22 protein-coding genes and 1 pseudogene are annotated in these 25607 nt (G+C 60.3%); 12 read left to right on the forward strand and 11 right to left on the reverse strand.

What is annotated here, in order from left to right:
* The first annotated feature begins 3 nt into the window (after window positions 1-3).
* The 6 genes from AACY30_RS16290 to AACY30_RS16315 all read left to right on the forward strand — a co-directional run bounded on the left by AACY30_RS16290 (window position 4) and on the right by AACY30_RS16315 (window position 8494).
* A complete protein-coding gene (locus AACY30_RS16290; RefSeq protein WP_339540702.1) occupies window positions 4-1413 on the forward strand; it encodes a sigma-54 interaction domain-containing protein in 1410 nt (469 codons plus the stop codon).
* A 285-nt stretch (window positions 1414-1698) separates the two neighbouring features.
* Complete coding sequence (locus AACY30_RS16295; protein WP_339471788.1) at window positions 1699-3090, forward strand: GntP family permease; 1392 nt, start codon at window positions 1699-1701, stop codon at window positions 3088-3090.
* A 7-nt stretch (window positions 3091-3097) separates the two neighbouring features.
* Window positions 3098-3871 carry a 3-hydroxybutyrate dehydrogenase gene (gene hbdH, locus AACY30_RS16300; RefSeq protein ID WP_339415873.1) on the forward strand — a complete coding sequence of 258 codons (774 nt, stop codon included), beginning with the start codon at window positions 3098-3100 and terminating at the stop codon, window positions 3869-3871.
* Window positions 3872-3960: 89 nt separating this feature from the next.
* Entirely contained in the window at window positions 3961-5919 is a 1959-nt protein-coding gene (locus AACY30_RS16305) for an acetoacetate--CoA ligase (RefSeq protein WP_339540703.1), read from the forward strand.
* 135 nt (window positions 5920-6054) lie between these two features.
* Entirely contained in the window at window positions 6055-8175 is a 2121-nt protein-coding gene (locus tag AACY30_RS16310; RefSeq protein WP_339471786.1) for an ATP-binding protein, read from the forward strand.
* A gap of 43 nt (window positions 8176-8218) precedes the next feature.
* Entirely contained in the window at window positions 8219-8494 is a 276-nt protein-coding gene (locus tag AACY30_RS16315) for a peptidylprolyl isomerase (protein WP_339540704.1), read from the forward strand.
* A 110-nt stretch (window positions 8495-8604) separates the two neighbouring features.
* Here the strand turns inward: AACY30_RS16315 and AACY30_RS16320 are convergent, their stop codons facing one another.
* The 8 genes from AACY30_RS16320 to AACY30_RS16355 form a co-directional block, all read right to left on the reverse strand.
* The gene (locus AACY30_RS16320) at window positions 8605-9510 is read right to left on the reverse strand and encodes a sugar kinase (protein WP_339471784.1); all 906 of its coding nucleotides are present in this window, start codon (window positions 9508-9510) and stop codon (window positions 8605-8607) included.
* Between the two features lie 126 nt (window positions 9511-9636).
* Window positions 9637-10845, reverse strand: coding sequence for an amino acid deaminase (locus tag AACY30_RS16325; protein ID WP_339471783.1), 1209 nt, complete (start codon window positions 10843-10845; stop codon window positions 9637-9639).
* Window positions 10846-10854: 9 nt separating this feature from the next.
* The gene (locus AACY30_RS16330; RefSeq protein ID WP_339540705.1) at window positions 10855-11619 is read right to left on the reverse strand and encodes an IclR family transcriptional regulator; all 765 of its coding nucleotides are present in this window, start codon (window positions 11617-11619) and stop codon (window positions 10855-10857) included.
* A gap of 168 nt (window positions 11620-11787) precedes the next feature.
* Window positions 11788-12177: a RidA family protein gene (locus AACY30_RS16335; RefSeq protein WP_010210958.1), complete on the reverse strand. Its 390-nt coding sequence runs from the start codon at window positions 12175-12177 to the stop codon at window positions 11788-11790.
* A gap of 16 nt (window positions 12178-12193) precedes the next feature.
* Window positions 12194-12976: an amino acid ABC transporter ATP-binding protein gene (locus AACY30_RS16340; protein WP_339471782.1), complete on the reverse strand. Its 783-nt coding sequence runs from the start codon at window positions 12974-12976 to the stop codon at window positions 12194-12196.
* On the reverse strand, window positions 12973-13635 hold the full coding sequence (locus AACY30_RS16345) for an amino acid ABC transporter permease (protein WP_339471781.1): 663 nt from the start codon (window positions 13633-13635) through the stop codon (window positions 12973-12975). The genes AACY30_RS16340 and AACY30_RS16345 overlap by 4 nt, the downstream gene beginning before the upstream one ends.
* Before the next feature lie 11 nt (window positions 13636-13646).
* Window positions 13647-14309, reverse strand: a complete 663-nt coding sequence (locus AACY30_RS16350) for an amino acid ABC transporter permease (RefSeq protein ID WP_339540706.1) — start codon at window positions 14307-14309, stop codon at window positions 13647-13649.
* Window positions 14310-14362: 53 nt separating this feature from the next.
* The gene (locus AACY30_RS16355) at window positions 14363-15211 is read right to left on the reverse strand and encodes a transporter substrate-binding domain-containing protein (protein WP_339415860.1); all 849 of its coding nucleotides are present in this window, start codon (window positions 15209-15211) and stop codon (window positions 14363-14365) included.
* A gap of 332 nt (window positions 15212-15543) precedes the next feature.
* Here AACY30_RS16355 and AACY30_RS16360 point away from each other — a divergent pair, with 332 nt between their 5' ends.
* On the forward strand, window positions 15544-15792 hold the full coding sequence (locus tag AACY30_RS16360; RefSeq protein ID WP_339540707.1) for a hypothetical protein: 249 nt from the start codon (window positions 15544-15546) through the stop codon (window positions 15790-15792).
* A gap of 71 nt (window positions 15793-15863) precedes the next feature.
* Window positions 15864-16148: pseudogene (locus AACY30_RS16365) on the forward strand (thioredoxin family protein); the annotation flags it as partial.
* Window positions 16149-16173: 25 nt separating this feature from the next.
* Here the strand turns inward: AACY30_RS16365 and AACY30_RS16370 are convergent.
* Window positions 16174-17742, reverse strand: coding sequence for a TerC family protein (locus AACY30_RS16370; protein ID WP_339471779.1), 1569 nt, complete (start codon window positions 17740-17742; stop codon window positions 16174-16176).
* Between the two features lie 474 nt (window positions 17743-18216).
* On the opposite strand from AACY30_RS16370, the gene AACY30_RS16375 reads away from it, so the two are divergent.
* Together AACY30_RS16375 and AACY30_RS16380 are read left to right on the forward strand one after the other, a co-directional pair.
* Window positions 18217-19224, forward strand: coding sequence for a substrate-binding domain-containing protein (locus AACY30_RS16375; protein ID WP_339471778.1), 1008 nt, complete (start codon window positions 18217-18219; stop codon window positions 19222-19224).
* A 68-nt stretch (window positions 19225-19292) separates the two neighbouring features.
* Window positions 19293-20408 carry an MDR/zinc-dependent alcohol dehydrogenase-like family protein gene (locus AACY30_RS16380; protein WP_339471777.1) on the forward strand — a complete coding sequence of 372 codons (1116 nt, stop codon included), beginning with the start codon at window positions 19293-19295 and terminating at the stop codon, window positions 20406-20408.
* Between the two features lie 75 nt (window positions 20409-20483).
* Here the strand turns inward: AACY30_RS16380 and sohB are convergent, their stop codons facing one another.
* Window positions 20484-21509 carry a protease SohB gene (sohB, locus tag AACY30_RS16385; RefSeq protein WP_339540708.1) on the reverse strand — a complete coding sequence of 342 codons (1026 nt, stop codon included), beginning with the start codon at window positions 21507-21509 and terminating at the stop codon, window positions 20484-20486.
* 193 nt (window positions 21510-21702) lie between these two features.
* Here sohB and AACY30_RS16390 point away from each other — a divergent pair, with 193 nt between their 5' ends.
* Both AACY30_RS16390 and AACY30_RS16395 read left to right on the forward strand, forming a co-directional pair.
* Window positions 21703-22413, forward strand: coding sequence for a histidine phosphatase family protein (locus AACY30_RS16390; protein ID WP_339471775.1), 711 nt, complete (start codon window positions 21703-21705; stop codon window positions 22411-22413).
* Between the two features lie 56 nt (window positions 22414-22469).
* Window positions 22470-22784 (forward strand): SCP2 sterol-binding domain-containing protein, encoded by a 315-nt coding sequence (locus AACY30_RS16395; RefSeq protein WP_065880674.1) that lies wholly within the window; start codon window positions 22470-22472, stop codon window positions 22782-22784.
* Window positions 22785-22908: 124 nt separating this feature from the next.
* Here the strand turns inward: AACY30_RS16395 and AACY30_RS16400 are convergent, their stop codons facing one another.
* Complete coding sequence (locus tag AACY30_RS16400; RefSeq protein ID WP_339540709.1) at window positions 22909-25545, reverse strand: MGH1-like glycoside hydrolase domain-containing protein; 2637 nt, start codon at window positions 25543-25545, stop codon at window positions 22909-22911.
* Window positions 25546-25607 lie beyond the last annotated feature (62 nt).

Raw genomic sequence — 25607 nt, forward strand, 5'->3', positions numbered from 1 at the left:
AACATGAACATCACCGATAACCTCAAGGACTACCAACAGGTTCGCGGCCTGGCCATCCAGTCGCTGTTCGAGATTATCGAGCAGTCCAGCGAGGGCACAGTGATTGTCGACCGCGACGCCAATATTGTCTGGATGAACGAGCGTTACGCCAAGCGCTTCGGCCTGAAAAGCGCTGACGAAGCCATCGGCCAGCCCTGTGAACAGGTGATTTCCAACAGCCTGCTGCGCCAGGTGGTGCGCAATGATCAGCCGATCTTGCTGGATATCCAGGACACGCCCAAAGGCCCGCTGGTGGTAATGCGCCTGCCGATCCACAACGACGCAGGCGCGGTGATCGGGGCGATTGGTTTTGCCTTGTTTGATGAGCTGCGCAACCTGTCGCCATTGATCGAACGTTACCTGAGTATGCAACAGGAGCTGGCCTCCACTCGCTCATTGCTGCGTTCGCGCCAGAGCAAATACAACTTTGCGCACTTCATCGGCACCAGCGCCGCCAGCCTTGAAGTGAAACGCCGGGCGCGGCGCAGTGCGAGTACCGAATCGCCGGTATTGTTACTGGGGGAAACCGGCACCGGCAAGGAGTTGCTCGCCCAGGCGATTCACGGCGCCTCCACGCGGGCGCACAAGGCCTTTGTCAGCGTCAACAGCGCGGCGATTCCCGCAGACCTGCTGGAAGCCGAGTTCTTCGGGACCGCACCGGGCGCGTTTACCGGTGCTGACCGCAAGGGCCGTCCCGGTAAATTCCAGATCGCCCAAGGCGGCACGCTGTTCCTCGACGAGATCGGGGACATGCCCCTGCCGCTGCAAAGCAAATTGCTGCGGGTATTGCAGGAAAAAGAATTCGAGCCAGTAGGCTCCAACGAGATGCTGCACAGCGATGTGCGCGTGATTGCCGCGACGTCCATGGACCTGGAGGCGGCGATCAAGCGCGGCGAATTTCGTGCGGACCTGTATTACCGGCTGAATGTGCTGCCGATCCAGGTACCGCCATTGCGTGAGCGGCTGGAGGATGTCCCGGCGCTGAGTGAGGCGATTCTTGAGGAACTGCGCAGCCAGCATGAACTGGATCATGAAGCGTTAGCGTTATTGGCGCAGCATGCGTGGCCGGGGAATATCCGTGAGCTGCGTAACGTGCTGGAGCGCGCGGCGTTGTTGAGTGATGACTTGGTGTTGGATGCCCGGGAAATTCGTGCGGCGATTGGTACGTTCACCCCGGTGGAGCGTGACAGTGCGCTGGCACCGGTCGAGGGGGAGAGTTTCAGCGCGGCGCGGGCGCGGTTTGATCGGCAGGTGATTGGGGCGGCGTTGAGGGACTGTGGGGGGAATGTGGTGGAGGCGGCGAAGCGGCTGGGGCTTGGGCGCTCGACGCTGTATAAGAAAATGGTGGCGTTGGGCATCACCGAATCTCAATAAAGAGACATAACTCTCGAATTCAAGACAACCTAATGTGGGAGCTGGCTTGCCTGCGATCGCTGTGGTTCAGCTTGCATATAGGCTAGCAGGTAGACCGCTATCGCAGGCAAGCCAGCTCCCACATTTGAACTGCATTTGTCTCAAATAAGAGACAAACCTTAGAGTTGTTGTTTGAGTAATCTTAAATATCCTTATATTTCAATAGCTTGTGATCTTGGCACACATCTCGCTATAGCCCTCCTTCAGCCTCACCCCACAAAAATAACAACCCGATGGAGACACACCATGAGTGTGATCATTGCCCTGGCAGCCCTGGCGCTGCTGATGCTGGCTGCCTACCGTGGCTACAGCGTTATCCTGTTTGCCCCCATCGCCGCCCTCGGCGCTGTGCTGCTCACCGACCCGTCCGCCGTCGCCCCTGCGTTTACCGGGGTGTTCATGGAGAAAATGGTCGGCTTTATCAAACTGTATTTCCCGGTGTTCCTGCTCGGTGCGGTGTTTGGCAAGCTGATCGAGTTGTCGGGCTTCTCGCGCTCGATTGTCGCCGCCGCGATCCGCTTGCTCGGCACGCGCCAGGCGATGCTGGTGATCGTGCTGGTCTGCGCCCTGCTCACCTATGGCGGCGTGTCGCTGTTCGTGGTGGTGTTTGCGGTGTACCCGTTCGCGGCGGAGATGTTTCGCCAGAGCAATATTCCCAAGCGGCTGATACCGGCAACCATCGCCCTCGGTGCGTTTTCGTTCACTATGGACGCCCTGCCCGGCACGCCGCAGATCCAGAACATCATCCCCAGCACCTTCTTCAACACCACCGCCTGGGCCGCGCCGTGGCTGGGGTTGGTCGGCACAATCTTCGTGTTCTGCGCCGGCATGCTGTACCTCGCGCGCCAGCGCAATAAGGCGCAACGTGCCGGTGAAGGCTATGGCACCGAACTGCGCAACGAGCCCGAAACCGCTGAGAACCTGACCCTGCCCAACCCATGGATCGCGCTGTCGCCGCTGATTCTGGTGGGGGTGATGAACCTGTTGTTCACCCACTGGATCCCGCAGTGGTACGGCAAGGCCCACAGCCTCAGCCTGCCGGGCATGAGCACACCGGTGACCACCGACATCGCCAAGCTGACCGCAATCTGGGCGGTGCAGGCGGCGTTGCTGGTGGGCATCATCATGGTGCTGGTGTTCGGCTGGTCGGCGATCAAAAGCAAGCTGGCCGAAGGCAGTAAAAGTGCGGTCAGCGGTGCGCTGCTGGCGGCGATGAACACCGCCTCGGAATACGGTTTTGGCGCGGTGATCGCCTCGTTGCCAGGCTTTTTGGTACTGGCAGACTGGCTCAAAGGCATTCCCAACCCGCTGGTCAACGAAGCAATTACCGTGACCCTGCTGGCCGGTATTACCGGCTCCGCGTCGGGCGGCATGAGCATTGCCCTGGCGGCCATGTCCGAGAGCTTTATTTCGGCGGCCCATGCGGCCAATATCCCCCTAGAAGTGCTGCACCGGGTGGCGGCGATGGCCAGCGGCGGCATGGACACCCTGCCCCACAACGGCGCGGTGATCACGCTGTTGGCGGTGACTGGCCTGACCCACCGCGAAGCCTACAAGGACATTTTCGGCATCACGATCATCAAGACCCTCGCGGTGTTTGTGGTGATCGGTACTTTCTACGCCACCGGCATTGTGTGAGGTTTTCATGACGACATTGAACGGCAAGACCGCTCTGGTCACCGGCTCCACCAGCGGCATCGGCTTGGGCATCGCGTTGAGCCTGGCAAAGGCCGGGGCCAATCTGATTCTCAACGGCTTCGGCGACGCCGGCGCGGTGATCGCGCAAGTGCAAGCGTTTGGCGGCAAGGTCGGCCATCACCCGGCCGACGTCAGCGACCCGGCGCAGATCGCCGACATGATCGCCTACGCCGAGCGTGAATTCGGCGGCGTGGATATCCTGGTGAATAACGCCGGCATCCAGCACGTCGCGGCGGTGGAAGACTTCCCGGTTGAGCGTTGGGACTCGATCATCGCGATCAACCTGTCCTCGGTGTTCCACAGCACGCGCCTGAGCTTGCCGGGCATGAAAGCCAAGGGCTGGGGGCGCATCGTCAATATCGCGTCGGTGCATGGGCAAGTCGGTTCCGTGGGCAAGGCGGCGTATGTGGCGGCCAAGCACGGCGTGATCGGACTGACCAAAGTAGTGGGCCTGGAAACGGCAACCAGCAACGTCACGTGCAACGCCATCTGCCCTGGCTGGGTGCTGACGCCGCTGGTGCAGAAGCAGATTGATGATCGCGCCGCCAATGGCGTGGACCCGCAGCAGGCGCAGCATGATTTGCTGGCACAGAAGCAGCCGTCACTGGCGTTTGTCACGCCGCCGCAGTTGGGTGAGTTGGTGCTGTTTTTGTGCAGCGAGGCGGGTAGCCAGGTGCGCGGTGCGGCGTGGAATATGGATGGCGGTTGGCTGGCACAGTAATTCCAGCTAACAGCGATCAAAGGTGGGAGCTGGCTTGCCTGCTCCCACAGTGTTGACCTGCTTTCGTTCAAAGAATAAGAGGCAGCTTTATGTCCGACATCCTCTGGCAACCCTCCCCGGCACGCATCGCCAACACGCGCATGGACCAGTTCCGCCGCTACCTCAACGACCACTACTGCGTGCAGCTCAGCGACTACCCGGACCTGCACCAGTGGAGCATCGACCAGCGCCCGGATTTCTGGCGGGCGATCGTGGCGTTCTTCGACGTGCAATTTCGCAGTCCGCCCACGGCCGTGCTGATCGAAGACACCGAGATGCCCAGTGCCCACTGGTTCCCCGGCGCCACGCTGAATTTCGCCGAGCACCTGCTGCGCCGCCGCGACGACCACCCGGCGGTGGTTGCCATCGGCGAAGACGGCAAACGCGAGCAATTGACCTACGCCGAACTGGCTGCCCATGTCGCCGGCCTGCAAAAAAGCCTGCGCGCTGCCGGCGTCACCCAGGGCGACCGGGTTGCCGCGTGCATGCCCAACACCTGGCAAACCCTGGTGGGCATGCTCGCGACCACCAGCCTGGGCGCGATCTGGTCGTGCTCATCGCCCGACTTTGGCACCCAGGGCGTGATCGACCGTTTTGGCCAGATCGAACCCAAAGTGCTGATCACCTGCGCCGGTTACCGCTATGCCGGTAAGCACATCGACCAGACCGCCAAGCTCAATGAAATCCTCGAGCGCCTGCCGTCCCTGGAACAGTTGATCATCGTGCCTTATGCACGGCCCCAGGCGCGGGTCGAGGACTACCGCACCCACGCCAGCATCTCCCTGTGGCAGGACGCCTACCAAGCCGGTGGCGAGCCGGAATTCGTCGCCGTACCGTTCGATCATCCGCTGTACATCCTCTATTCCAGCGGCACCACCGGTATCCCTAAATGCATCATCCATGGGACCGGCGGCGTGCTGCTCACCCACCTCAAGGAACACGGCCTGCACGCCGACCTGTCGCGCGAGGACTGCCTGTTCTACTACACCACCTGCGGCTGGATGATGTGGAACTGGCTGGTGTCGGTGCTGGCCATCGGCGCCACGGCGGTGCTGTATGACGGTTCGCCGTTTCACCCGGGCCCCGAGCGGCTGATCGACCTGATCGACGCGGAAAAGATCAGCGTGTTCGGCACCAGCCCCAAGTTTCTTGCCACGCTGGAAAAGTCCGGCCTGCAACCGCGCATGACCCACGACCTGAGCAGCCTCAAAGGCCTGATTTCAACAGGTTCACCGTTGTCGCCGCAGAGCTACGACTACGTGTATCGCGAGATCAAGCGCGAGTTGTGCCTGTCCTCCATGTCCGGTGGCACCGATATCGTCTCCTGTTTTGTGATCGGCAACCCAGTGTTGCCGGTGCGGCGCGGCGAAATGCAGTGCAAGAGCCTGGCAATGGCCATTGAAGTGTGGAACGACCAGGGCCAGCCACTGATCGGCGAAAAAGGCGAACTGGTGTGCACCCGGCATTTCCCGGCCATGCCGATCGGCCTGTGGAACGACCCGGAGCGCCATAAACTGCGCGCCTCGTATTTCAGCCAGTTCCCCGGCGTATGGGCCCAGGGTGACTACGCCGAACAGCGGCCCAATGGCAGCTTGCTGATTCACGGGCGTTCCGACGCCGTGCTCAACCCGGGCGGCGTACGCATCGGCACGGCAGAGATTTATCGCCAGGTGGAAAAAGTCCCACAGGTGCTGGAAAGCCTGGCGATTGGCCAACGCTGGCAGGAAGACGTTCGTGTGGTGCTGTTCGTGCGCCTCAACGACGATGTCGACCTGGACGCAGCCCTGGAGCAACACATTCGCCAGGTGATCCGCGCCAACACCACACCACGCCATGTACCGGCGAAGATCCTCGCTGTCACCGATATCCCCCGCACCATCAGCGGAAAGATCGTTGAATTGGCGGTGCGCAATGTGGTGCACGGCGAGCCCGTGAAGAACACCGACGCCCTGGCGAACCCGCAGGCGCTGGAGCAGTTTCGCAATCGCCCTGAACTGGCTGAAGGATGAAAGGTTTCAGCCCCGGCGCACTGATTTGAAGACAAACCCTGAATGCATGCTATTTTTCGGGGGTAGTCACTCATTCCCACGTCACGGGATAATGGGTGTTGTCATCTTTCAAAGCGTTACGCTCAGGGTTTTTACATGAAGGGAACATCCACCGGTAGCGAAGCCGCCGCTTTAATTGCGCGGCTGGACTGGGCGCAAAGCCCACTCGGTGAGGCCAATGATTGGCCACAAAGCCTGCGCACTGCCGTGGATATCGTCGTGCACTCGCCGATGCCGATGCTGCTGTTGTGGGGCAGCCAACTCACGCAACTCTATAACGACGGCTTCGCACTGCTGGCGGGTAACAAACACCCCGAAGCCATGGGCAAACCCGCGCACCAGACTTGGCCGGAGCTGGAAAGTTTTGCCGCGCCGGTCTACGACGCTGTGCTCAGCGGCGAGGTGCGCACGTTCAGCGAGCAGCGCTTCGTGCTGCAACGCAATAATCGCGACGCCGAGATCTGGCTGGACCTGACCTACAGCCCGGTCCGCGATGAAAGCGCCAACGTGGCTGGCATCCTGGTCACCGCCATCGAAACCAACGAACGCCGCCGGGCCCAGCACAACACGGAACAACGCCTGCAACTTGCCCTGGCGGCCACTGACGCCGTAGGCACCTGGGACTGGGATATCGGCGAAGACCGTTTTATTGCCGACGCGCATTTCGCCTACCTGCACGGCGTCGACCCCAGCGATGCAGGCCTGCTGCCGATCAGCGAGTACCTGCAAGGCGTACACCCCGAAGACCGTGGCACGGTGACGCGCAGCATCAAACACTGCATCACCTTCGGCACCGAATACGCTGAGGAATACCGCCTGCTGCAGGCCGATGGCAACGTGCGCTGGGTGTTTGCCCGGGGCCGTTGCTACAAGGACCATCAAGGCCGCCCGGCGCGGTTCCTCGGTGCCGCATTGGACCTCACCGAGCGCAAGCACACCGAACAGGCCCTGCGCCACCTCAACGAAAACCTTGAGGAACGCGTGGCCCAGCGCACCCAGGCGCTGGCCGAGTCCAACCAGCGCCTGCAAAACGAAATGTACGAGCGTGAGCGCGCCGAAGACGCCCTGCGCCATGCGCAGAAAATGGAAGCGGTCGGCCAACTCACCGGCGGTATCGCCCATGACTTCAACAACATGCTCACCGGTATCATCGGCAGCCTGGACCTGATGCAGCGCTATATCACCGCCGGGCGCAGTGATGAGATCGGGCGTTTTACCGATGCCGCCGTGTCGTCCGCCCATCGTGCGGCCGCCCTCACCCACCGCTTGCTGGCGTTCTCACGCCGCCAGTCACTGGACCGACGCCCGCTGAACCCGAACCAATTGGTGACGTCTCTGGAAGATTTGTTCCGGCGTACCACGGGCGCGCATATCTCGCTCAAAGTGCAACTCGGCCATGACATCTGGCCGGTGAACACCGATGCCAGCCAACTGGAAAACGCTTTGCTCAATTTGGTAATCAACGCCCGCGATGCCATGCACGATGGCGGTGAAATCCTGATTGAAACCGCCAACAGTTACCTGGACGGCTCCGACATCACCACCCTTGAACCGGTCAAGGCTGGCGACTACGTGATGCTGGGCGTGTGCGACAACGGCACGGGCATGGCGCCGAAGATCCTGGCCAAGGCGTTCGACCCGTTCTTCACCACTAAACCCATCGGCCAGGGCACCGGCCTGGGGCTGTCGATGATCTACGGGTTTGCCCAGCAGTCCGGCGGACACGTGACCATTCAAAGCGAACCGGGCCAGGGCACGTGTGTGCGCCTGTACCTGCCGCGCCTGTACGGTACGTCGCTGGAAAGCAGCCAGCCGCCGCACCTGAGCGAAGCCCCGTTGGCGCTGGCGGGTGAGGCGGTGGTGGTGGTCGAGGACGACCCGGCGGTGCGCATGCTGGTGGTCAATGTGCTCGATGAACTGGGCTACACCGCGCATCAGGCGGCGGACGCACGGGCTGCACTGCCGCTGCTGGAGTCGGACCTGCGCGTAGATTTGCTGGTCACCGATGTCGGCCTGCCGGGCATGAACGGCCGGCAGTTGGCGGAAATTGCCCGTCAGCAGCGGCCCGGTCTCAAGGTCCTGTTCATGACCGGGTACGCCGAGAAAGCCGCTGAGCGCCAGGGCTTTCTGGAAGACGGCATGAACATGGTTGCCAAACCGTTTTCCATCGACCTGCTGGCCACGACAATCCGCAGCATGATCAGCGTGGACGAATGAGTTCAGGCATAATCGCGCGCCGTCGCACACCTGGTAGAGATCAATGAAAGCCCAAGCCCGTCATATCCTGGTGAAAACCAGCGAAGAAGCCGAACAACTCAAGCAGCGCATTGCCAAGGGCGAGGCGTTTGACGTGCTGGCCAAGAAGTACTCCACCTGCCCGTCTGGCAAGCGTGGCGGCGATCTGGGTGAAGTGCGGCCTGGGCAGATGGTCGGGCCGATTGATGCGGTGATTTTCAAGAAGCCGGTGAAGGTGGTTCACGGGCCGATCAAGAGTAAGTTTGGGTATCACTTGGTACAGGTGTTTTACCGGGACTAAGGGGTTGGCTTTGGACCGCTTTCGCGAGCAAGCCCCACAGTTGACCGCATGTCATCTGAAGGAATGCAGTCAACTGTGGGGCTTGCTCCCGAACCGCCGCAGGCGGCCATTCACCCGGGAATCAAAGCTCCCGACACCTGGATCACCCGACTCGCCAACCGATGCCCAGCCAAGGCGGCCTCTTCGGGTGAGCCCCCCTTGAGCCGACCAGCCAAATACGCCGCACTGAACGAATCCCCCGCCGCCGTCGTATCCACCACCTTCTCCACCTTCAGCGCGGGCACTGCGAAGCGCTCCCCTGCACAACGGATCAAACACGCGTGCGCACCGCGCTTGAGCACCACCTCAGCAATCCCCGGATACGCTGCGAATACCTGCTCACTGTCGGCATAACCAAACAACGCGCGCTCGTCATCCTCGGTCAACAAGGCAATATCCACCTCGGCCAACACCTGGTGATACGCCGCCCGTGCCGCCTCGACACTGGCCCACAAGCGCGGTCGGTAGTTGTTGTCGAATACCACCTTACCCCCGCGTCGACGGGTTTCGCTCAAGGTTGGCAGCAAACGCTCACGGCCGATTTCACCCAGTACGGCCAGGGTAATGCCGCTCAGATACACCACGTCGTAGTCCGGCAAGGCGGCCAGGATCGGCTCGGCCGCAGGCGTAGTGAAGCACTCGCGCACGGCGGCTTCGTTACGCCAATAGAGGAATTTACGCTCGCCATTGGCATCGGTCTGGATGCAATACAAGCCTGGCAAACGCCCGGGCAGGCGCTGGACCCTGCCCAGGCCCAAGCCTTCTTGCGCCCACTGTTGGCACATGGCGTCACTGAAGCTGTCATCGCCCAGTGCGGTAACGTAGTCGACGTGAGCGGTGTCGCCCAGTTCACGGCGCAGGTAGACCGCCGCGTTAAGGGTGTCGCCGCCGAAGCTCTGGTGCAGGCTGCCGTCGGCGCGGTGTTGCAGTTCGATCATGCATTCGCCGATGAGGGCGATGTGGGGCTGGGAGGGCATGGCATCTCTCTCGAGTGGGCTGATGGCCCCTTCGCGAGCAAGCCCGCTCCCACAGTTGACTGCATGCCTACAGATAAAATGCGGTCAATGTGGGGGTGGGCTTGCTCGCGAAGGGAGCGACACGGTCTAGAAGCAGGTATGCAAAGACTCAATCACCTGCAACTGCTCATCCACCAGGCAACCCACTTGCCACTTGTCAAAGGTCAGGCAAGGGTGGGAAGTGCCGAACGAGATGATGTCGCCAATACGCAACTCCACCCCCGCGGCGACGGTCATGAATGCATGCTGATCCATCACTGCCGTGACCTTGCACGCGCCCACATCATCGCCTTCCGCCGGAACAATACCGGCCTTGTAGCGCTTGAGCGGCACCGGCAAACCGGCGTCATAGGCGACGTCACGCTTGCCCAGGGCGATCACCGCAAAACCGGGCTCAGGCATAGACTGCACATGCGCCCAGACTTCCAGCGCCGGGCGCAGGCCTTCGCTGAGGTCGCTACGGCGGTCAAGCACGCAGCATTGCGCCTCTTTGTAGATGCCGTGGTCGTGGGCCACGTAGCTGCCCGGGCGCAGCACGCTGAGGAAGCGGCCGGCGGCGTTTTGCGCCTCGAAAGACTCGGCGATCAAGTCATACCAGGCGGACCCCGACGCGGTGACGATGGGCTTGGGCAGGTCGAAAGAGCCGTTGTTCTGCAGGTCAACTGCCAAGCGCACCAGGCTGGCGGCGAACTCACGGATGCCGCTGATGGCGTGCTCGCCATGGATCACGCCTTCATAGCCTTCGATACCGGTAAGGGCCAGGGCAGGCTGGGCCTTGATCGCCTTGGCCAGATCACGGACCTCCTGCTCGCTACGGCAACCGCAGCGGCCACCGACCACGCCGTATTCGATCATCACGTTGAGGCGCAAACCGCGAGCGGCGAAAAACAGGCCGAGGTCGGCGACGTTATCCGGGTGGTCGACCATGCAGTGGAAGTCGAAATCCTTGTCGGCCAACAGGTCAGCGATCAACGCCATATTTGGCGCGCCCACCAGTTGGTTGGCCATCAACACACGGCGCACGCCGCCGGCATAAGCAGCACGGACCTGTACGGCGTTGGCCAGGGTGATGCCCCATGCACCCGCTGCGATCTGGCGCTGGAACAGTGCCGGCATCATGCTGGTCTTGCCATGGGGCGCGAGTTCGGCGCCGCTCTTGCTGACAAAGTCCTGCATCCAGCGGATGTTGTGCTCCAGGGCGTCACGGTGCAGCACCAGGGCGGGCAGGCTGACGTCACGAACCAGGTGGGCACCGGCAGCAGCCGCGCCCTTTTCAACGGCATTGATGGCAGACATGGAAAACTCCTATTCGTTGACGCGCCGGGCCAGGTGGTTGGCGCTGTCGATCAACACCCGGCGATAGTCGTTGTAGTTTTTGAGCGCGTCGGCGCGTGGGGCGACGATGCACAGGGTCGCAATGCTGATGCCTTGGGCGTCCCGTACCGGGGCGGCAAAGCAATGGGTAAAGGTGTCGGCCACACTGTCGAAGGAAAAGAAGCCATCAAGGGTGGCCTGACGGATTTGCGCCAGGAAGGTCTCCAGCGATAGGCGCTCGCCATCCGGCAGGATGAAGTCGTCGGGATCGATCAGATCAATGATCTGCTGATCGCTCAAGTGCCCCAGCAGCAGGCGTCCGGAGGCGGTCCAGGGGATCGGTGCGTTTTCGCCGATGTCCGAGGAAATCCGGAAATGCCGCTCGCCTTCGCGCATCAGCGCCACCGTGTATTTGCGCCCGTTGAGCAGGCACATCTGCGCGGTTTCGTGGGTTCGGCTGACGATTTCCTGCAAGGCGTGGTCGGCCTCGCGGGTCAGGTCGAAATGGCGCAGGTGCGCCTGGCCGAGAAAGTACAGTTGGCGGCCGAGGTAGACGTGACCGTCCTTGCCCACCGTTTCGAGGATGCGTCGTTCGAGCAAGGACGCGACCAATTCGTAGACGGTGGATTTGGGGCTGCCGATGCCGCTGGCAATATCATTCGGGCGCAGGGGTTGGCCGATTTCCTTGAGGAAATCGAGGATATCGAATGCACGGTCCAGGCCCTTGGCGCGGCGTTTGATGGTGTCTTCGGTCATGGCGGTTCCGGTCCGGTCAAAGGTGTGTGCTGCACCGCGATCCCCTGTGGGAGCGGGCTTGCCTGCGATGGCGGTGGGTCATTGGCGGATGGGCTGGCTGACACTCCGTCATCGCAGGCAAGCCAGCTCCCACAGCTGATCTCCAGTGGCCTCAAGATTGAGGGGCATTTAGCCTTTTTTCTTGTAGGCCACGCAATCAATCTCGACCTTGCAATCGACCATCATGTTCGCCTGCACACAGGCACGTGCCGGGGCGTGTTCCGGGGTGAAGTATTCGCCGAATACCTTGTTGAAACTCCAGAAGTCCCGGGGGTCTTCCAGCCATACGCCGACGCGCACGACGTCTTTGAGCTCATAGCCGGCTTCTTCGAGGATCGCCACCACGTTGCGCATCGTCTGGCGGGTTTGCTCGATAATCCCGCCGGTGATGATTTCGCCGTCCACCGCAGGCACTTGGCCCGAGACGTACAGCCAGCCGTCCGCTTCCACCGCGCGGGCGAAAGGACGTGGCTGGCCACCTCCGGCTGTGCTACCGGCACCGTAACGAGTGATGCTCATAAAAATAGGCTCCTGATTAAAAACGAATGTTCTTGAGAAATTCCGCCAGGCGCGGCGATTGCGGGCGTTCGAAGATGTCCTTCGAGGTGCCCTGCTCTTCAATGCGGCCCTGGTTCATGAAAACGATTTTGTCCGAGACTTCATAGGCAAAGCGCATCTCGTGGGTAACCAACAACATGGTCATGCCCTCTTCCGCCAGGCCCTTGATCACGCTGAGCACTTCGCCCACCAACTCGGGGTCGAGGGCCGAGGTGACTTCGTCGAACAGCATCAGGCTCGGGTTCATGGCAATCGCGCGGGCAATGGCCACACGTTGTTGCTGTCCACCGGAAAGCTGGCCGGGAAAGTGGTTGCGACGCTCTAAAAGCCCTACGCGGTCCAGCCATTTTTCCGCCAGCGCGACGGCTTCGTCCTTGCCCATTTTCTTGACCTTGAGCAGGCCAAGGGTAACGTTCTGCAACGCAGTCAAATGTGGGAAAAGGTTGAATTGCTGGAACGCCATGCCGGTCATCGCACGGTGCTGGGCGATCACCCGTTCAGGATGACGTACGCGCTTGCCGGCAATCTCGCTGTAGCCGATGGACTCGCCATCGAGGCTGATCTGGCCGCCCTGGAACTCTTCGAGCAGGTTGACGCAGCGCAACAGCGTGGTCTTGCCCGAGCCGCTGGAGCCGATCAAGGTCACCACATTGCCGCGCTGCATGGAGAGGTCGACGCCCTTGAGCACTTCGACTTCGCCGTATTGTTTGCGCAGACCGCGAATGTTCAGCAGCGGTTGGGTTGTTTGAGGTTGGTTCATGGCAAGGCCACCCGCTTTTCAATGTAGCGACCGAATAATTCGATGGCGTAGTTGATGACAAAGAACAGAAACCCGGCGAACAGGTAGAACTCCAGGGTCATGAAAGTGCGTGCGATCACTTGCTGGGTGCTCAGCAGCAGCTCGGCCACGCCGATCACCGAGAGCAAGGTCGAGGCTTTGACGATTTCCGTCGAGGAGTTGACCCAAGTCGGCAGGATCTGGCGCAGCGCCTGGGGCAACAGCACGTAGCCCAGGGACTGGTAGAACGTCAGGCCAATCGCCCTGCCCGCTTCCAGTTGCCCACGGGGAATGGCTTGCAGCGCGCCGCGCACGATTTCCGAGACGTGGGAGCCGCAGAACAACGTCAGCCCGACCGCGCCGGCCTCAAACGCGCTGATTTGCCAGCCGAGTGCCGGCAGCATGTAGAAACACGCCAGTACCAGTACAAATACCGGTGTGCCACGGATCAAGTCGACATACAGCCGAAACGGCGCACGCATCCAGAATTTGCCGTAGGTGAGGATCAACCCGGCGACGATGCCGATCAGGGTGCCAAAGATAATGGCCAGCGCCGAGACATACACGCTAGCCTGGAAGCCCGCCCAGAGCGTCTCCCGGGCGATCCACAACTCATGCAGCCAGCTTGGGGATTCGTACATGGAAACCTCGCTTAACGACGGATCGCCAGGCGCTGTTCCAGGTAACGGAGCAGCATGGCGATGAGGTAACAGGCAGCCACGTAGAGCGCGGTCGTGACCATCCAGGTTTCAATTACCCGGTAGCTTTCGACGTTGATCTTGCGGGCGTAATAGGTCAGCTCCGGCACCGCGATGGCGGCGGCGAGCGAGGTGTCCTTGAACAGCGAAATGAAGTTGTTCGACAGCGCAGGCAGCACGTTGCGCAGCATCACCGGCACGGTGATGTAGGCGCGGATACGCCACTCTCCCAGGCCAATGGCCAAGCCGGCTTCACGCAGGCCCTTGGGAATGTTCAACAGCCCGGCGCGGAACACTTCGGTCAGATAGGCACCGGCGTAAAGCGACAAGGTGATGATGAACGAGGGGATCTTGTCCAGGCGGATACCCAGGCTGGGCAAGGCGAAGTAGATCAACAGGATCAGTACCAGGATCGGCGTATTACGCACCACCGTCACATACACCGAGGCGAAGATTCGCAGCCCGCGGTGCCTGGACAGCATGGCAAACGCCATCAGCAGGCCAATCACGCAGCCGATGGCGATCGACAGCAATGCCAGTTGCAGGCCCAGGCCGAGCCCCAACAGCAAGGTGTCGAAATCGCGCCAGACGGCAGCAAAGTTCAACTGATAGTTCATGGTCGACAGTACCTGAATGGGGGCGCCGTTCGCGGCGCCCCGGCTTTCATGAATTACTTGAACTCAACCGGGAAGCCGATCGCCGGCTCCGGCAGATCAACGCCGAACCACTGCTTGAAAGAGGCCTTGTAGGTGGGGAATTCCACACCGGTCATGGCTTCATGCAACGCGGTGTTGACGAAGTTCAGCCAATCCTGATCGCCACGCTTGACGGCGCACGCATAGGTCTGCGGGCTCCAGGCGTAGGCCGGGCTGCGGTAGCGGCCGGGGTTCTGCACCATCAGGTATTTGACCGAGGACTGGTCGGTAGCGGCGGCGTCGGCGCGGCCGGAGTTCACGGCCTGGTACATCAGGTCGACGCTGTCGTACTGGTCGACCTTGGCCTTGGGCAAAGCCTGATGCACCAGCTCTTCGGCGTACACGTTTTGCAGCACGGCCACAGTCACGCCATCGCCGCCCGCCTGCAGGTCTTCAATCTCTTTGTACTTGCTGTTGTTCGGCAGCAGCAGGCCCACGCCTTCGCGGTAGTACGGCAGGGTAAAAGCGACTTGCTGCGCGCGGCTGGCGGTGACGGTAATGAACTGACAACTCATGTCGACCTTGTCTGTCAGCAGGTTGGGAATGCGTGCGTCGGACGACTGCACCACAAACTCGACCTTGCTTGGGTCGTTGAACAAGCCCTTGGCCACGATGCGGCCGATGTCGATATCAAACCCCTGCAACTTGCCATCCGCTCCCTGGAAGTGCCACGGCGCATTGGTACTGCCTGTACCCACGATCAGGTGCCCACGCTTGAGCACGTTATCGAGCTTGCTGTCCGCCGCTTGCACAAGGCTGGCGAGGGACGCCGATGCGACGAAGAGAAAAACACACGCTTTAAACACGGAAGGTCGGTGATGCATGACAAGCACTCCAAGAAATGTGTATTCCGCTATACCGGAACGTAGTATGTAACAACGGAATAGACAGCAGAAAGTGTGCCACACGTGGTAACAGAAAAATATGATTGGAATAAATTCGTTATGAATCAGTTGGATGAATATTTTTCGCGACGAGGCGTTGCGCCATCACCTGAAATGCCCCTGCTACCCAAGGCCCCACACAACGGTGATCGGCCCCACTGGGGTGCGCCATAACAGTGTTACCGCGCACCCGTGCAGTGCACGCCCACCATTGAAAAATCCTTGCCCTGGGCTAGCCTTGGCACATTCATGTCGATAAGGACCCCGCCCTGATGAAGCTACGTCTCAGCCTGTTTCTGCTGGCCTTCCTGGTGACCACCGGCGCCTCCGCCAGCAAAGATCGTCGTGACTGCAAGGAAGAACTGCGCAAGCTCAACGAAGCCTTGAGCACCCACTACACGAGCCAGAATCACCACGGCTATCGCGAAGCGAAGGCCTCCAGGGACAACTTGGAATACAAGAAATGCGCGAGCCAGGCGCGCAAGGCGCGGGAACGCGTGGAGCGTAAGGAGGACCTGTGAAGGTTGACAGTAGACGAGGGTGATTGCCGGGCTTAGCGTTGGCAAAAACCAGCGCTGCCCGGGAGATCATTATGGGGATTGCTACGCAAAAAATTTCTGATGCCAAACACTTTCAAAGGGTGCTGAATACGCCAAGGCCAGTGTTCATTCTGTTTATTTCCAAACACTGTCGCGCCTGCGTGAGCGCAGACCCCTTGTTCGAACTGATTGCCTCAAGACACCCCTGGATAGTGAGCATGGTGCTTAATTGCTCGGAAACGCCGAGGCACCCAAGCGTAACCGGCACCCCAACGTTGCTGATCTACCTCAACGGAACCTTGATGGAGATGTTCAAAGGTTTCGGTCCTGAGCAAGAACAGGTGCGGTTTGTGACAGATACGTTCAAACGTTATGACCAGCGCAAGGTCGCAAAACCACCTGCGTCACCCGCCGCTCCTCCACCGCCGCCACCGTCAAGCGCCAGCCTTCATGCTCCAGGCTATCGCCCACCACCGGCAAACGGTCCAGCAGGCTCATCACCAGGCCGGCCAACGTCTGATAGTCCTCGGTCGCAGCAGCCTTGAAGCCTGTGCGCTGACTAACCAGATTGAGGTTCAACGCACCATTGGCGCGGAAACCATCGCCCTCCTCGACGATATCCGGCCCCTCGACCTCACTGGCATCCGGCAACTCACCGGCAATCGATTCAAGAATGTCGGTCATGCTCAACACGCCCACGAAATCACCGAATTCGTTGATCACAAAAGCGATGTGGGTCGACTCCTGACGCATCTGCTCCAGGGCGTTGAGGATCGAAAAACTCTCCAGCAAGTTGATTGCCCGGCGCGCCAAATGCTCCAGGTTAGGCTCGTTGCCGGCCAGGTACTCCTTGAGCAGCTCCTTCTTGTGCACAAAGCCTAGGGGCTCATCGACGGCACCGTTGCGAATCAACGGCAAACGCGAGTAGGACGAATGCATCAATTTTAGGCGAATAGTGTCGGGATCGTCCGACAGATCGATACAGTCAACCTTGGCCCGCGGCGTCATCAGTTTACGAATTGGCCGTTCGGCCAGTTGCAGCACGCCACTGATCATCACGCGTTCACGTCGGCCAAACAGCGGACCTTGCGTCGCATCCGACTCGCCGAGCAAATCGGCCACGTCTTCGCCCACCTCTTCCACCGCCAGGCTGCGGCCGCCGAGCAAACGCATCACCGCGTGAGCGGTACGCTCGCGCACCGGCAGCACACCTTGCGCCGACTTCTTGCGACGGGCGCGGGCAATCTGGTTGAACACTTCGATCAGGATCGAGAAACCAATGGCCGCGTACAGGTAGCCCTTGGGAATATGGAAGCCCAGGCCTTCGGCGGTCAGGGCGAAACCGATCATCATCAAGAAGCCGAGGCACAGCATGATCACGGTCGGGTGCGCATTGACAAAGCGGGTCAACGGCTTGCTCGCCACGATCATCAGGCCGATGGACACGATCACCGCGATCATCATCACCGCCAGCTCGTCCACCATGCCCACGGCGGTAATCACCGCATCCAGGGAGAACACCGCATCAAGCACCACGATCTGCGCCACGATGGGCCAGAACATCGCGTAGGCGACGTTGCCGGCTCGCTGTGCGACATGACCCTCCAGGCGCTCGTGCAATTCCATGGTGGCCTTGAACAGCAGGAACACACCACCAAACAGCATGATCAGGTCACGGCCGGAGAAGCTCTTGTCGAACACCTCGAACAGTGGCTGGGTGAGGGTCACCAACCAGGAAATACTCGCCAACAGGCCCAGACGCATCAGCAGCGCCAGGGACAAACCGATCAAGCGCGCACGGTCACGCTGCTCCGGCGGCAGCTTGTCCGCCAGGATCGCAATAAACACTAGGTTGTCGATGCCCAGTACCAGTTCCAGCACAATCAACGTCAACAGGCCGAGCCAGGCCGTTGGATCCGCTAACCATTCCATCTATAAAGCCTCTTCAATCGAATTTCAGAATGCCAGACACGGCAAGGCAGGGTCAGGGGCCCGGGACAAGACTAGCAGTCGGAATACGGGGTGCTTCAGCGGGAACAGCAGCAGCGGTTGTCTTGGGGAAAGACGACTGGGAGGCTCCGAGAGGGTGTTCATGCAAATCCTGCAATGACAAAAGGATCTGAATCGTACAGGCGAATCCGAACCTCCCCACAACCCAAACTATTACAAGATCTGTAAAACCTGCCAAATCAATACGATCATATGATCATCAGTTGAAATTAATATCACGTTAAAATATTAAAAATAAGGTAATTGCCTCATAAAAATCCAACGATTTGCAATATGCGGCCTATTTTCAGGTTTTATGCGAAAAAATTTGACTGATCAGATTTTCATTTGCTAAACATATGATCACAACAAGGCAATGCATGAACGACTGACCACAACAATAAATAGGTGCTCATCATGAAACCTGGTTCGACCATCGCCGCCGCAGCGGCCCTCACCCTCCTCGCCAGCAGCCTCGCCCTGGCCGCCGACGCCAAGACCTACAAGGTCGGTGCCGCGGTCTACGGCCTCAAGGGCCAGTTCATGCAGAACTGGGTACGCGAGCTCAAGGAACACCCCGCCGTCAAAGACGGCACCGTTCAACTGACCGTATTCGACGGCAACTACGACGCACTGACCCAGAACAACCAGATCGAAAACATGGTGACCCAGCGCTACGACGCCATCCTGTTCGTGCCCATCGACACCAAGGCCGGCGTGGGCACCGTCAAGCAAGCCATGAGCAACGACGTGGTGGTCATCGCCTCCAATACGAAAGTAGCCGATGCCTCCGTACCCTATGTGGGCAACGACGATGTGGAAGGCGGCCGCTTGCAGGCCCAAGCCATGGTCGACAAGCTCAACGGCAAGGGAAATGTGGTGATCATTCAGGGCCCGATCGGCCAGTCGGCGCAGATCGATCGGGAAAAGGGCGAACTGGAAGTGCTGGGCAAGCACCCGGACATCAAGATCATCGAGAAAAAGACCGCCAACTGGGACCGCGCCCAGGCCATGACACTCACTGAAGACTGGCTGAACGCCCACCCCAAAGGCATCAACGGCGTGATCGCGCAAAACGATGACATGGCCCTAGGCGCAGTACAGGCACTGAAATCCCACGGCCTGACCTCCAAGGACGTACCGGTCACCTCCATCGACGGCATGCCAGATGCGATCCAGGCGGCGAAAAAAGACGAAGTCACCACCTTCCTGCAGGATGCCCAGGCCCAATCCCAAGGCGCACTGGACGTGGCCCTGCGTGCACTCGCCGGCAAGGACTACACACCACAATCGGTGATCTGGGAGCGCTACGCCAAAGACGTGAAATGGGCCGATGGCACCGCGAAGAACTACATCCTGCCCTGGGTGCCCGTGACCAACGCCAACGCCGACGCGCTGTACAAGCAAGTCAGCGGCGCCAAATAAACCATTGCCGGTGATCGCTCCCGTTTCCGCACGGGAGCGATGAGTTCACTTTTGCCCCGAGGCCCGCCATGTCCACCGTTACCGAACGTTCGCAAGAACAACTATTGCCGATCATCCCGAAAACCATGCAGGCAGTGGTCTGTTATGGCCCGGAAGATTATCGTCTGGAAACCGTCGATGTCCCTGTGCCCGGCCCTGAGGAAATCCTCACCAAGGTCGAGCTGTGCGGCATCTGCATGGGCGATATCAAGACCTATCGCGGCGCGCCCTCGTTCTGGGGCGATGCCGAGCAGCCGCGCTATGTGAAACCGCCGATGATCCCCGGCCACGAATTTGTGTGCCGTGTGGTCGCCCTGGGCCCCTACGCGGAAAAACGCGGCGTGAAGGTCGGTGATCGGGTCATTTCCGAGCAGATCGTACCGTGCTGGGGCTGCCGCTTCTGCAATCACGGCCAGTACTGGATGTGCCAGAAACACGACCTCTATGGCTTCCAGAACAATGTGCAGGGCGCCATGGCCCAGTACATGATTTTCACCAAGGAAGGCATTATCCACAAAGTCCCGGACGCCATCGCTCCGGACGAAGCCATCTTGATCGAACCCCTCGCCTGCTCGCTGCATGCCGCCGAGCGCGCCAATGTCGACTTCGATGACGTGGTGGTAGTCGCTGGCGCTGGTACGCTGGGGCTGGGCATCATCGGCGCAGTGCGCATGCGTAATCCGAAAAAACTTATCGTGCTGGACATGAAACCCGAACGCACCGCGCTCGCCCTGCGCATGGGCGCGGACGAAGTGTGGAACCCGGCGGACGTTGACGTGCTGGCGAAGATCCGTGAAATCACCGACGGCTACGGCTGCGACATCTATATCGAAGCCACCGGCCATCACAAAGCGGTCAACCAGGGCCTGGCGATGCTGCGCAAGCTGGGGCGTTTCGTTGAGTTCAGCGTATTCAATGACGAGGCGACGGTGGATTGGTCGATCATCGGCGACCGCAAGGAACTGGACGTGCTCGGCTCGCACCTGGGGCCCTACATGTACCCACGCGCCATCGACTTCATCGGCAACCGCAAGATCGACATGCGCGGCGTGGTCACCCACAAGTTCGCCCTGGCAGACTTCAAGGAAGCGTTCGCAGTGATGGAGCGTGGCGACAAGTCCCTCAAGGTCGTACTCGAGCCTTAACCGTCACCGCCAAACCAATGTGGGAACGGGCTTGCTCGCTCCCACGATGGGTTCAACTAAACACTCAGAATCGAGTTACCAAAACCGCTGCTGGATCAACCGGCTCCACCAGGTCAGCAGCACCCGGTCCACCGAGCCACTCGCCGCCAGGCCAACCCGCTCCTGCAAGCTCTTGCGCTCGGCGTAGTGCAGGTGGAACACCTCGGCGGTCTTGGCCTTGGTGGCCAGGTATTCGTCGCTGGTTTGCAGCTCATCGACCAATTGCTTGTCGAGCGCAGCAACACCCAGCCACACTTCTCCGGTCGCAACATCATCGATTGCCAACTGCGGGCGATAACGCGAGACGAAATTCTTGAACAATTGGTGAGTGATGTCCAAGTCTTCCTGGAACTTCTCGCGACCCTTCTCAGTGTTTTCGCCAAACACCGTGAGGGTGCGCTTGTATTCACCCGCGGTCAGCACTTCGAAGTCGATGTCGTGTTTTTTCAACAGGCGGTTGACGTTAGGCAACTGCGCCACCACGCCAATGGAGCCGAGGATGGCAAACGGTGCACTGATAATCTTCTCGCCAATGCACGCCATCATGTAACCGCCGCTGGCTGCGACCTTGTCGATGCACACGGTCAACGGTACGCCCGCCTGACGGATACGCGCCAGTTGCGAAGACGCCAAGCCGTAGCTGTGGACCATGCCGCCGCCGCTTTCCAGGCGCAGTACGACTTCGTCCTTTGGCGTGGCCAGGCTCAGCAGTGCGGTGATTTCATGGCGCAGGCTCTCAGTGGCCGAAGCCTTGATATCGCCGTCGAAATCCAACACAAACACCCGCGGCTTGGCCTCGGCTTTCTGTTTGCCTTTCTTCTTTTCAGCCTTGCCTTCGGATTTTCGCAACGCCTTGAGCTGGTCTTTGTCGAGCAGGCTCGACTCCAGGCGCTCACGCAGGCCCTTGTAGAAATCATTGAGCTTGCTGACCTGCAACTGGCCGGCGGATTTGCGACGACCTTTACTGCGCAACGCCGCGAAGCTGGTCAGTACCACCAGAATAGCGACCACCAGGGTGACGGTCTTCGCCAGAAAGCTCGCGTATTCGGCCAGAAAATCCATAGTTCTCCTTACAAGTGCAGTGCGCCAGGCGCGGATGACGCCAGCATACCGACGGGGCTTGCCGTGAGCCAGTGCTCAAACCGCCACCAGGCGCCCTCCAACGCGCTTTTAAAACAAGCGTATGTTTTTTCATTGACAGCTTGAAGGCATCCTCATAACCTCGCCAGACTTTCAACGTACCGGGAAAACGGACGTGGGCAGCATCTATCTGATTAGACATGGCCAGGCCTCCTTCGGTGCAGACGACTATGACGTCTTGTCGCCCGTCGGCGTGGAGCAAGCGCAAGTGCTCGGTCGCCACCTGGCGGACATGGGCCTGGTGTTTGATCGTTGCGTGGCCGGCGACCTGCGCCGCCAGCAACACACCGCCACCGCCGCCTTCGAACAATACAGCGCCCTGGGCCTGCCGGTACCGGCATTGGAAGTCGACAGCGCTTTCAACGAATTCGATGCCGAGGCGATCATCCGCGCCCTGCTCCCCGACCTGCTCAGCCACGAACCCGAAGCCCTGGAGATCCTGCGTAATGCCGCGCAGAACCGCAGCGAATTCCAGCGCATCTTCGCCTTGATCATTGAACGCTGGCTGGCCGGCACCTATGACACGCCAGGACTGGAAAGCTGGTTGGGTTTCGTCGAGCGTGTCCAAGGCGGCCTGCAACGTATTCTTGAAGCGGCGGACAACACGCAAAAGATCGCGGTGTTCACCTCCGGCGGCACCATCACCGCCCTGCTCCACCTGATTACCCGAATGCCCGCCGCCCAGGCGTTCGAACTGAACTGGCAAATTGTTAACACCTCGCTCAACCAGCTGAAATTCCGCGGTCGCGAGGTGACACTGGCTTCCTTCAACAGCCATACCCACTTGCAACTGTTGAAGGCGCCGCAGCTCATCACCTTCCGATGAACTGCGGCCAACCGTGACCCCAAGGTCACTGGACTCTACCCTAAAGGATCGAAACCATGACTGACGTAGCCAAAGCTGTAGAAGCAATGAAAGCCAAGTTCAACCCAGCCGCCGCTGACGGCCTGGACCTGGTGTTCGGTTTCCGTATCGACGACACCAAGAACTTTTCCCTGGTCGTCAAAGACAAGACCTGCGAGCTGCAGGAAGGCGAAAACCCGGACGCCCAAGTGACCCTGGTCATGGACAGCGAAACCCTGGAAGGCATCGTCGACGGCTCCACCGACGGCATGCAGGCCTTCATGGGCGGCAAGCTGCGCACCGAAGGCGACATGATGCTGGCGATGAAGCTGAGCGAGCTGTTCCCTTCCTGATTCACGGGTAACCCTGGATCCCTGTGGGAGCGGGCTTGCTCGCGAAGGCGGTGGGTCAGTCACATATTCGTTGACTGACCCACCGCATTCGCGAGCAAGCCCGCTTTTTATTCTGCGGTGTGACTCAGATTTTCGGCTGCAACAACAACGCCACCAACGCACTCCACCCGGTCTGGTGCGACGCGCCCAGCCCACGACCGGTCTCGCCATGGAAATACTCATGGAACAGCACCAAATCACGACTCTCCGGATCCGCCTCCAACTGCGCATACCCCGCCATCGACGGCCGCAGGCCATTTTCATCCCTTAGAAACAACCGGGTCAGCCGCTGACTGAGGCTGTCAGCTACTTCCTCCAGCGACGACAGATAACCACTGCCCGTCGGGTACTCCACCGAGAAGTTATCCGCGTAGTAACGGTGGAACTCGCGCAGCGACTCAATCAACATATAGTTCACCGGCATCCACAACGGCCCGCGCCAGTTGGAGTTGCCGCCGTACAAGCGCGAGTCGGATTCGCCTGGCTGATAGCAGGCACTCAGCGTGGTGCCATTCATCTTCAACGCCATGGGTTGCTCGGCGAAGGCCTTGGACAAGGAGCGCACGCCAAAGGGCGCCAGAAACTCGCTGTCATCGAGCATGCGCCGCAGCAGGTCTTTGGTGCGCTCACCGCGCAACAGCGCCAGCAGCAGGCGATTGCCCTGCCCCGGCTCATTCCAGCGCGAGACCAGCTTTGCCAAGTCCGGCCGGTGATGCATGAAACCCAAGAGCCGCTCGCGCAACCCTTCCAAACGTTCATGCTCGTGCTGTTCCAGCACCAGTACGGCAAACAGCGGCATCAGGCCGACGATGGAGCGCAGGCGCACCGGCTCGTTCTGGCCGTCGGGGCGGTGCAGCACATCGTAGAAGAACAGGTCCTGCTCATCCCACAGGCCTTCGGCACTGTCGTCGACGCGGTTGATAGCGCCGGCGATGTACAGGAAGTGCTCGAAAAACTTCACCGCGATGTCGACGTAGACGACGTTGCGCTTGGCCAGCTCCAGGCCGATGCGCATCAAGTCCAGGGCATAGGCCGCGACCCATGCCGTACCGTCGGCCTGATCCAGTTGGTAACCCGGCGGCAACGCGGCCGAGCGGTCGAACAAGGCGATATTGTCCAAGCCCAGGAAACCGCCCTGGAACAGGTTGCGGCCCTCGGCATCCTTGCGGTTCACCCACCAGGAAAAATTCAGCAGCAACTTGTGGAATATCCGCTCAAGGAAATCCATATCGCCTACACCGTTCAGCGTCTTGTCCTGCTGATACACCCGCCAGCTGGCCCAGGCATGTACGGGCGGGTTGGCATCGTCAAAACGCCACTCATAGGCCGGCAACTGGCCGTTGGGGTGCATGAAACGGTCTTTCACCAGCAGCAACAGCTGTTGCTTGGCGTATCCCGGATCGATCAGCGCCATGGCCACCGCCTGGAAGCCCTGGTCCCACGAGGCATACCACGGGTATTCCCAGGTGTCGGGCATGGAGAGAATGTCGAAATTCGACAGGTGTCGCCAATGAGTGTTGCGGATATGCAGGCGCTCGGGCGGTGGCGCGGGTTGCGCCGGGTCGCCGTCGAGCCATTGGTTTACGTCGAAATAGTACAGTTGCTTGGACCACAGCAGCCCGGCCAACGCCTGGCGCTGCACATTGCGCGCATCGTCGCTGGCCATGCCGTGTTGCAAAGCGGCGTAGAACTCGTCGGCCTCCTGGCGGCGCTGTTCGAACAGCTTGCGCGTGTTGATCTGCGGCGCGTCGACGGGAGCAAAACGCAGGTAGAGGGTTTTACTGTCAAGGCCGTCCAGCTCGAGAATGAAGCGCGCCGCGACTTTGGTGCCGCTGTCACGACGAATCGCCGCTTGAACACCCTCGACCACGTAATCATTGATCCCGTCCTTGAAGGGGCCTGGCGCCGGTTGCCCATGCAGCCTGGGATAGTTGCTTTCGTTCTCGCAGAACAGCCACTCCACCCCATCCTGGCCCCAGGCGCTGAGTTGACGATCAGGCAGTTCATGATGGCGCGCCAGCACCGACTCTGCGTCCAACGTCAACAGCGGCCTGGGCGCATCAAAGGTCCAGCTCCAGTCATTGCGCGCCCACAGTTGGGGCAGCACCTGCAAGCGGGTCGGCTGGTCCGAGCGGTTCTTCACGGTGACCCGCATGAAGATGTCGTCGGGCTGATGCTTGGCATATTCGACGCTGACGTCACAGTAACGGTTGTCTGCGAACACCCCGGTGTCGAGGATTTCGTACTCGGCATCCTCCAGGCCACGGCGGGCGTTCTCACTGATCAGGTCGGCGTAGGGAAAGGCTGCGTGGGGATATTTGTAGAGCATGCGCATGTAGGCATGGCTCGGCACGCCGTCGACGAAAAAGTACAGTTCCTTGACGTCTTCGCCGTGGTTGCCCTCGGCGTTATTGAGGCCGAACAGGCGCTCCTTGATGATCGCATCGCGCTCGTTCCACAGGGCCAGGCCCAGGCACCAGCGTTGCGCCTTGTCGCTGAAACCCGCCAGGCCATCTTCGCCCCAGCGGTAGGCACGGCTGCGGGCATGTTCATGGGAAAAGTAAGACCAGGCGTCGCCGTCGGCGCTGTAGTCTTCGCGCACCGTGCCCCATTGGCGTTCGCTCAAGTAAGGGCCCCATTCGCGCCAACGCTCGGCATCCGGCGTCGCCAGGCGTTGGCCTTCGATGGTTCCAACTATTCGGGTGTCGGGTGCGGCCGCCATTGGGTCCTCCATCGCCTACCAGGTCAGAGGCAGTGTAGAGCCCAATGACGCCCGGGTGCACA

Origin of the sequence: Pseudomonas sp. RA_5y_Pfl1_P24, assembly GCF_963970945.1 — a bacterium.
Classification (GTDB): domain Bacteria; phylum Pseudomonadota; class Gammaproteobacteria; order Pseudomonadales; family Pseudomonadaceae; genus Aquipseudomonas; species Aquipseudomonas tritici.